General features: G+C 48.7%; 4 protein-coding genes. All 4 read right to left on the reverse strand.

The features are described 5' to 3' along the window. Window positions 1–993: DUF5009 domain-containing protein (locus tag VN105_RS05700; protein ID WP_325638805.1), on the reverse strand; the 993-nt coding region annotated here is incomplete at its 3' end. Window positions 994–1,022: 29 nt separating this feature from the next. Continuing rightward, window positions 1,023–1,892 carry a PKD domain-containing protein gene (locus VN105_RS05705; protein WP_325638807.1) on the reverse strand — a complete coding sequence of 290 codons (870 nt, stop codon included), beginning with the start codon at window positions 1,890–1,892 and terminating at the stop codon, window positions 1,023–1,025. A gap of 12 nt (window positions 1,893–1,904) precedes the next feature. Next, complete coding sequence (locus VN105_RS05710) at window positions 1,905–3,422, reverse strand: RagB/SusD family nutrient uptake outer membrane protein (protein ID WP_325638809.1); 1,518 nt, start codon at window positions 3,420–3,422, stop codon at window positions 1,905–1,907. Between the two features lie 10 nt (window positions 3,423–3,432). Then, window positions 3,433–6,666 (reverse strand): TonB-dependent receptor, encoded by a 3,234-nt coding sequence (locus VN105_RS05715; protein WP_325638811.1) that lies wholly within the window; start codon window positions 6,664–6,666, stop codon window positions 3,433–3,435. Between the last annotated feature and the right edge of the window lie 149 nt (window positions 6,667–6,815).

Raw genomic sequence — 6,815 nt, forward strand, 5'->3', positions numbered from 1 at the left:
GGTAAATCCTTTTATAAAGATGCCGGTGGTTGGATTCACCCACTGGCCTCCTACTGTTTCAAAGAAGAGGTAAATAAAAATGGCGTTCATACCTACTACGGTAGCTATCCAGGCGTAGCGCACATTTTGTTTTACATCTATGAGCCAGTACAGCAGGGCCATTACCAGCATTACCCATCCCCCGGAAGCCAGCGTAAAAGACGCGGTGGCAATCCGTTTAATAATGGGGGTAATACCTGCCAGGTCAAGCCCGAAGCCGGTGATAAGTCCAATCACTCCTGCTGTCAGCAGGATCTTTATTTTCTGCGCTTTGGGCCGGTCGCTGATCAGTAACTTCCCCGCCAGGGCGCCCCAGATGGTATGCGCAGCGGTAGGTATAAAGTTAATGGTCACCCATCCGTCGGGATTGATCTTTCCCATCAGCACAGTATCCATAAAAGCCCCGAAGTTGTGTCCCTGTGTAAAGGGTTCTTCGAAGCCGGGCAATAAAACAAACCGGTACATTAAATCGGTTGCCAGCAATAACAACAGGCTCACGCCCAGCTGGAAACCAAAGGAACGGCGTATAATGAGGTAAGCGATCAGGGTGGTTACAGACAGCTGCGTGAGCACATTCCACAATTCCCATACTAACCTTCCTGCATATACGCAATGGAGGGCAGTGCCAAATATAAACAACTTTACACAACGCAGGGCTATATGCCGGAAATTTTGTGACCAGGTAACGCCCTTTTGTGTCTTATAATAATACGAGATGAACATAGCGGCACCCGCCATTGTCATAAAAGCTGGCTGCACCAGGTCCCAGGCGCGTAACCCGTTCCAGGGATGGTGAAAAAACTGCTGTATCAGACTTCCTCCAATACCCGTAGGGTGCAAATGTGCTATCGACTCATAGATGCGGGCGCTTTCTCCTGCCAGGAGAATCATGATAAGGCCGCGCATCACATCCAGGGAAATCAATCTTTGGCTGACATTGGTGGTTTGGCTCATTGTCCTGTTTGTTGGCTTAAATTAATAATTTATTCCGGCATATTTAATAAAAAAGCGGCAGCGCCTTCGTCAGGGATAGTACCCAGTTGGGTGGACCAATCATTGGAGGTAGCCACCATGCCAAGCCGTATAGCCGCTCCCGTAAAACCCTTTATTTTTGAGCGGTCCAGCTTTCCTTCAAAACGCACTATGCCACCGGCTTCCGTAATAGTGCCCATCGTGAAAAAGTCGGTACCCGATTGCTGATCAAAGCTAAAACTGGTTTGCGGACCATTGTGGTAATACATGGCCATCGGGATGGGCGCAGTGCTTTGTTTCAGCAGCAGCTGCCCTTCCAGCAGTACATCATAGGCTCCTCCGGTAAACAGGGTAGTGAGTAACCCGGTAGCCGCACTGTTATCGCTATCGATATACATATCGAAAATAGCGCCGTCGGAGAGTTTGCCGGTCATCTCTCCGTAGAAATAAACATTCTGCCCGTCGTAGTCCAGCTTCAGCTTTTTGAAAACGCCGCCGGCCGGACCGGCAGTAATTACATTCTGGCTGATAGTGTCCCAGTCCGACAGGCTGTTGTCCGTAAGCTTCACCGGCGAAGTTTTGGAAATACGGATCACGGTAGAGCCTTCCGCAGTAACCCCTGCGGCGGAAGTGGCATACAACGTAGGTACATATTTACCTTTGCCCTGGTAAACATGCACGGGACTTTGTTCAGTGGAACTGTCGCCGTCGCCAAAATCCCACTTCCAGGAGGTAGCGCCGGTGGTAGTATTATTAAAAGTAACCTGGTTGCCATCTACTGCAATAGTATATACTACCAGCGGGGCAGGGTTATTATCGTCTTTTTTGCAGGCCGTGGCTGCGCATAGCAGCAACAATATATAGATCAGTTTCTTTTGCATGATCGGGTGGTTTTAAGGATTCTGTACGCACAGTTTGTTCGTTTCTATTTCATCGATAGGGATGTAATAGATGATCTTCGGGTTATCGGGTTGTATTACCATGCCGGCGTAACCGGAAGGGTTTACAGCAGGATTGATATCCGATTGCTTAAGTCCCGGCAAATGATATCCCCAGTAAGTTCTGTTCATTGCCCTCTTATTGCGGTACACATCAAAGCTGCGGTGGCCTTCAAAGGCCAGCTCCAGTCTTCTCTCCTTCAACACCACATCCAGCGCGGTTTTACCTGCCGGTAGCTGCTGGTGGTAAAGAGCGCCCGATAATCCGCGGTTGCCGCGTATGATGTCCAGGTCGTCCAGCGCAGCGGCGGTTTTACCGGCTTTAGCCGATGCTTCTGCCCTGTTCAGATACATTTCCGCCAGCCGGAAAAGGATAGGCGAACTTAAAGTAGGACTTCCACCCTGCCCGGAAAATTTGGAGATATAATAAATGTCGATACCATTTTTCTGTTGTAATACACCACCGCCATCTTTAAGCGGCACAATATATTTCCAGCGCACGTCTTCCGGGTTGGCCGACATGGTATCCCTCAGTGAGGCGGATGCAAATTCCTCGCCCCAGCCTGAGTTACCATTGGAATAGATCATGGAAGCAATTGAGCCAAACTTCCCATAATCATCTACCGGCGTAAAGGCAACACAGAAAATGGTTTCTGAACCTGCTGTAGCATTGGCGAAAAGATCGGGGTAAGTAGCGGCAGTAGTAAGTGAAAAGCGGCCGGACGAAATTACCTGCGAAGCAAAATAGGTGGTGCTGTCGTTATTGCCTTCATAAAGATATGCCCTGGAAAGCAGCGCCCATGCAGCTTCACGGGAAGCGTACTGGGGGCCCCTGCTTTGCGACATCAGGTCTGCGCCTTTCCTGGCATCGGCAATGATCTGTGCGTATACTTCCCCTACGGTAGACCGTGCCTTTTGTGCAGGATCGCTGGTAGAAGTGCGGAGGATCACACCGGGTGCGCCGGGGTTTTGCGTATATGGCATGGCAAATAACTTCACCAGGTTAAAGTGGCTGAAAGCGCGCAGGAAATAGCATTCGCCCAGCATCTGCTGCGTAGTGGGGTCGGGGTTACCCTGCTTTTCCACGGCTTCAATAACGGTATTGGCGTCATTGATAATTTTGTAAGAAATATACCAGAAGTAACGCACATTTGTTTGCGTAGGCGAATGGCCTAACGAAAAACTATAGAACAGGGGATCTTCTGTTGTTTGTCCGCATACAATATCATCGCTGGCAAAATCCGACAGCTGGAAATACTGGCGCAGGTACATATTATTATCATCCTGTGTGCCGTTAAACTCCACGTGATCCTTCAGCAGCGAATAAGCGCCGTTCACTGCATTCTTCAGCCCTTCGGGAGAACCGGTAATAGTTTCTGTAGTAAGGGCATCGCTCGGATTCACATCTTTCATACAACCTGTTTGCCATAACAACACAGGCAGTAGTATTAATATTATAATCGCTGATCTCATAACAGGCATTTTAGAATCTGAAATTAATGTTGAACAGGTACTGGCGGTTGTTGGGATATTTAAAATCCGATACGCCAGGCATTACCTGCGATCCTGGAGTAATGGTGGTTTGCGGATCCTGCCCTAAAAAGTTAGTGAACGTATGCACATTGTCGGCAGTAAAACCAACGGTGATGCCATCCAGGCGCCACCTGTTCACAAGGGCCTTTGGCAATTCATAGCTCAGGCTGATATTACGCAACGCCCAGAAGCTGCCGTCTTTCAGGAAACGTGTAGACGTTTGCGTGCTGTTGGCGGAGTTCTGCGGACTAGGTTCGGTAGCATTATCGCCGGGCTTAGCCCAGGTGCTGCTGCCTTTAGGCAGGTTTACCTGGTTGTAGTAAGGTTCATTGCCATCATTTTCCACGAAGCGGAGGTTATTGCTGTATACTTTGTTGCCGGACAGGAAATAAATATTCACCCCCAGGGAAATACCGCTGTAAGTAAAGGTGTTGGTCATACCACCCTGGAATTTCGGCAATGCAGAACCTACTTCCTGGTAGGTGGCGCTGGCATAATCTGAAGTAGACGACCTGTTGCCGTCTTTATCCACTACTTCCCACAAAGGCGCACCTGTTTGCTTATCTACCCCTAGCCATTTGGGCATATAAAACTCATAAAGGTTACCGCCGTTCCGGTAGATCTGCGAAATGCTCCAGGTAGATTGTGTGTTAATAATATTAGCCGGGAATTTCTGCAGTTTGTTGGTGTTAAAGTTGATATTAAAATCGGTGCTCCACTGGAACCTGCGGCTGCGGATATTAACGGAGCTAATGCCCAGCTCCACACCATTATTCACCAGTTCTCCCACATTCTCCCAGCGTTTTTCAAACCCTACTGATAAAGGCTGCGACACCTGCAGCAGGAGATTTTTGGTGATGTTGTTGTATACATCCACACTGAGGTCTATACGTTTGAACAACCCGATATCAATACCGCCGTTCCACTGGTATTTGCTTTCCCAGGTGAGGTCCGGACTTGGCAGCTGGGAAGGCGTTGCGGCTGTTTGTCCGTTGTACTGGTTATCTAATGCAAACAAGGCCAGGTAACGCGATGACCCTATATCCTGCGTACCGGTAACGCCGTAACTGGCGCGCAGCTTCAGGTTGGTGAACACATGATTATCTTTCAGAAAATCTTCATTGCTGGCCAGCCATGCCGCAGAAACAGACGGGAAAGACGCCCAGCGGTTAGCCGATGGAAAATTGGAAGAGCCATCCACACGGAAAGATGCGGTAACAAAATATTTATCCAGGTAACTGTAGTTTACCTGTGAGATGAGCGACTGTATAATGGCCTCATTGATACTGCCATTTACCAGCTGGTTATTTGCTACCACGTTCAGCACTTTTAAACCGGCAGGTAATCCTTTTCCTGAAGCGCCCATCAATTCCGTATTGCTGCCTTCAAATGCTACGCCTGCAAGGCCGCTGATCCGGTGATCCCCCATGCGGAAATCTACTTTCAACAGGTTGTTGGAGATGTAACCATAATTGAGCGTACTTACTTCACTGAGAAAACCGGTGCTGTGATATTGCCCTGCCACATCCGGCGAATACCAGGTTTTATTTTTATTGTATCCCAGGGAAAGCCGGTTGGTACTGGTAAATGTAAGCCAGTCGGTAATACCGATATTAAGCCCCATATCATAATTCACATCAAAGTTCTTGTAGGGATGTTCTGAATTATTAATGGTGTGAATAGGATTCACCTTATCGCGCGACCACCATTTGAACGGCGAATTGCCATCTACGTACAATGCTTTACCGGAGCTGTCGTAAGGATTATCCCAGGGCATATTCAGGAAGGCATAGTACATATCGTTGTAGTCGTATGTTTTACCAAAGGACCCGCTGAGGTTGATGTTGTTGGTTAAGCTGATACGTTTTGTAAAGCGATAGGTAGAATTGGCTCTCAGGTTTACGCGCTGGTAATTCGTATTCATGAAGGTTCCTTTCTCATTGTAGTAAGAAAGCCCCAGGTAGTAATCTGACTTTTCCGATCTGCCGCTGGCGGATATATATACGTTTTGCATGGGTGCGCGGCGGAACATATCTGTGAGCCAGTTATAATTCTGATCCCGCAGGGAAAGCGGGCGTTCGTTGTAGAACTTCAGCAGGTCTATTTTATAGGAGTTGTTGGTGGCGCCGGGAATATAATCGCGGTAATATTCTTTCTGCCGTTCGTACAATTCGCTGCCGTTCATCATATCCATTGTTCCGAAGTCCGGTGTGCGGAAGCCGGTGGTTACTTTTGCCTGGAACTGTATTTTACCGGTGGTGGCTCTTTTGGTGGTAATGATAATAACACCAGCATTGGCCTGGGAACCGTACATGGCAGTAGCGCCGGCATCTTTGAGTACGGTTACGCTTTCGATATCGTTAGGATCGTAGTTGCCGCCAATAATACCGTCTACCACTACAAGCGGACTTTGCGAAGCGTTTACAGAAGAAATGCCGCGCATACGTATTTCCGCCGCAGCGCCCGGAACGCCGGAGCTGCTTACCACCTGTAAACCGGATACCTTGCCTTGCAGCATGGTGCCTACATCGTTGGTAGTTACATCTTTCAGTTTTGCGGCGTCTACTACGGTAACGGCGCTGGTTAATTCACTTTTCTTTTTATCGGAATAACCCACTACCACTACCTGGTCAAGCTGGCTGTTGGCGGTGCGCAGGGTTACCTGCATGCCATTGCTGGCAGGTAGTTCCTGTTTATCGTACCCGGTGAAGGTAACTACCAGTGTTTCACCGGGGTTGGCAGATACGATGAATTGACCGCCGGCATTAGTGGCATTTCCCCTGCTGGTGCCTTTTACAATTACCGTAGCACCGGGGAGCAGCGTACCATCGGGGCCACGCACTGTACCGGTAATACGGCCAATAGTATCTGCCGGGGGCGGCGGGGGGCCCAACTTTGGGCGGATCACAAATACACCGTTGTTGATGGCAAATGTTACCGGCTGGTGTTGCAGGCATTGTTCCAGTACAGATTGTACGGAGGCGTTGCTTACCTGCAGGGTAACGGGGCTGGTGTTTTTGAGGGCAGATTCATTGTAAACGATAGTGGCCCCTGATTGCAGGATTATTTCTGCAAACACTTTCTGTAACGGCATATTTTTCACCGACAGGGTGACCTGTTGTGAAAAACTCCTGGCGCTTACATGCAGGCAGGCGACGAGGATAAGCCATGTGGTCATTTTCATAACCCGCAAAATTTTGGTTAATAAAAGTCCCTTGGGGAGAAATGGTATCTCCTTAAATTTTAAATGCATACTTTTAATAAGGTTTAGAATTCTTAAATGATCGTCGCTGATCTTACAGGATGCTGAGCTGCTGCCGGGGGTGTGTCACC

It is taken from the genome of Chitinophaga sp., from assembly GCF_035564935.1.
In the GTDB taxonomy this organism is placed as follows: domain Bacteria; phylum Bacteroidota; class Bacteroidia; order Chitinophagales; family Chitinophagaceae; genus Chitinophaga.

Bases quoted from the DNA above. Each gene is read 5' to 3' on its own strand.
- VN105_RS05715 (WP_325638811.1), bottom strand. From the start codon at position 6,666: ATGAAAATGACCACATGGCTTATCCTCGTCGCCTGCCTGCATGTAAGC.
- VN105_RS05705 (WP_325638807.1), bottom strand. From the start codon at position 1,892: ATGCAAAAGAAACTGATCTATATATTGTTGCTGCTATGCGCAGCCACG.
- VN105_RS05710 (WP_325638809.1), bottom strand. From the start codon at position 3,422: ATGAGATCAGCGATTATAATATTAATACTACTGCCTGTGTTGTTATGG.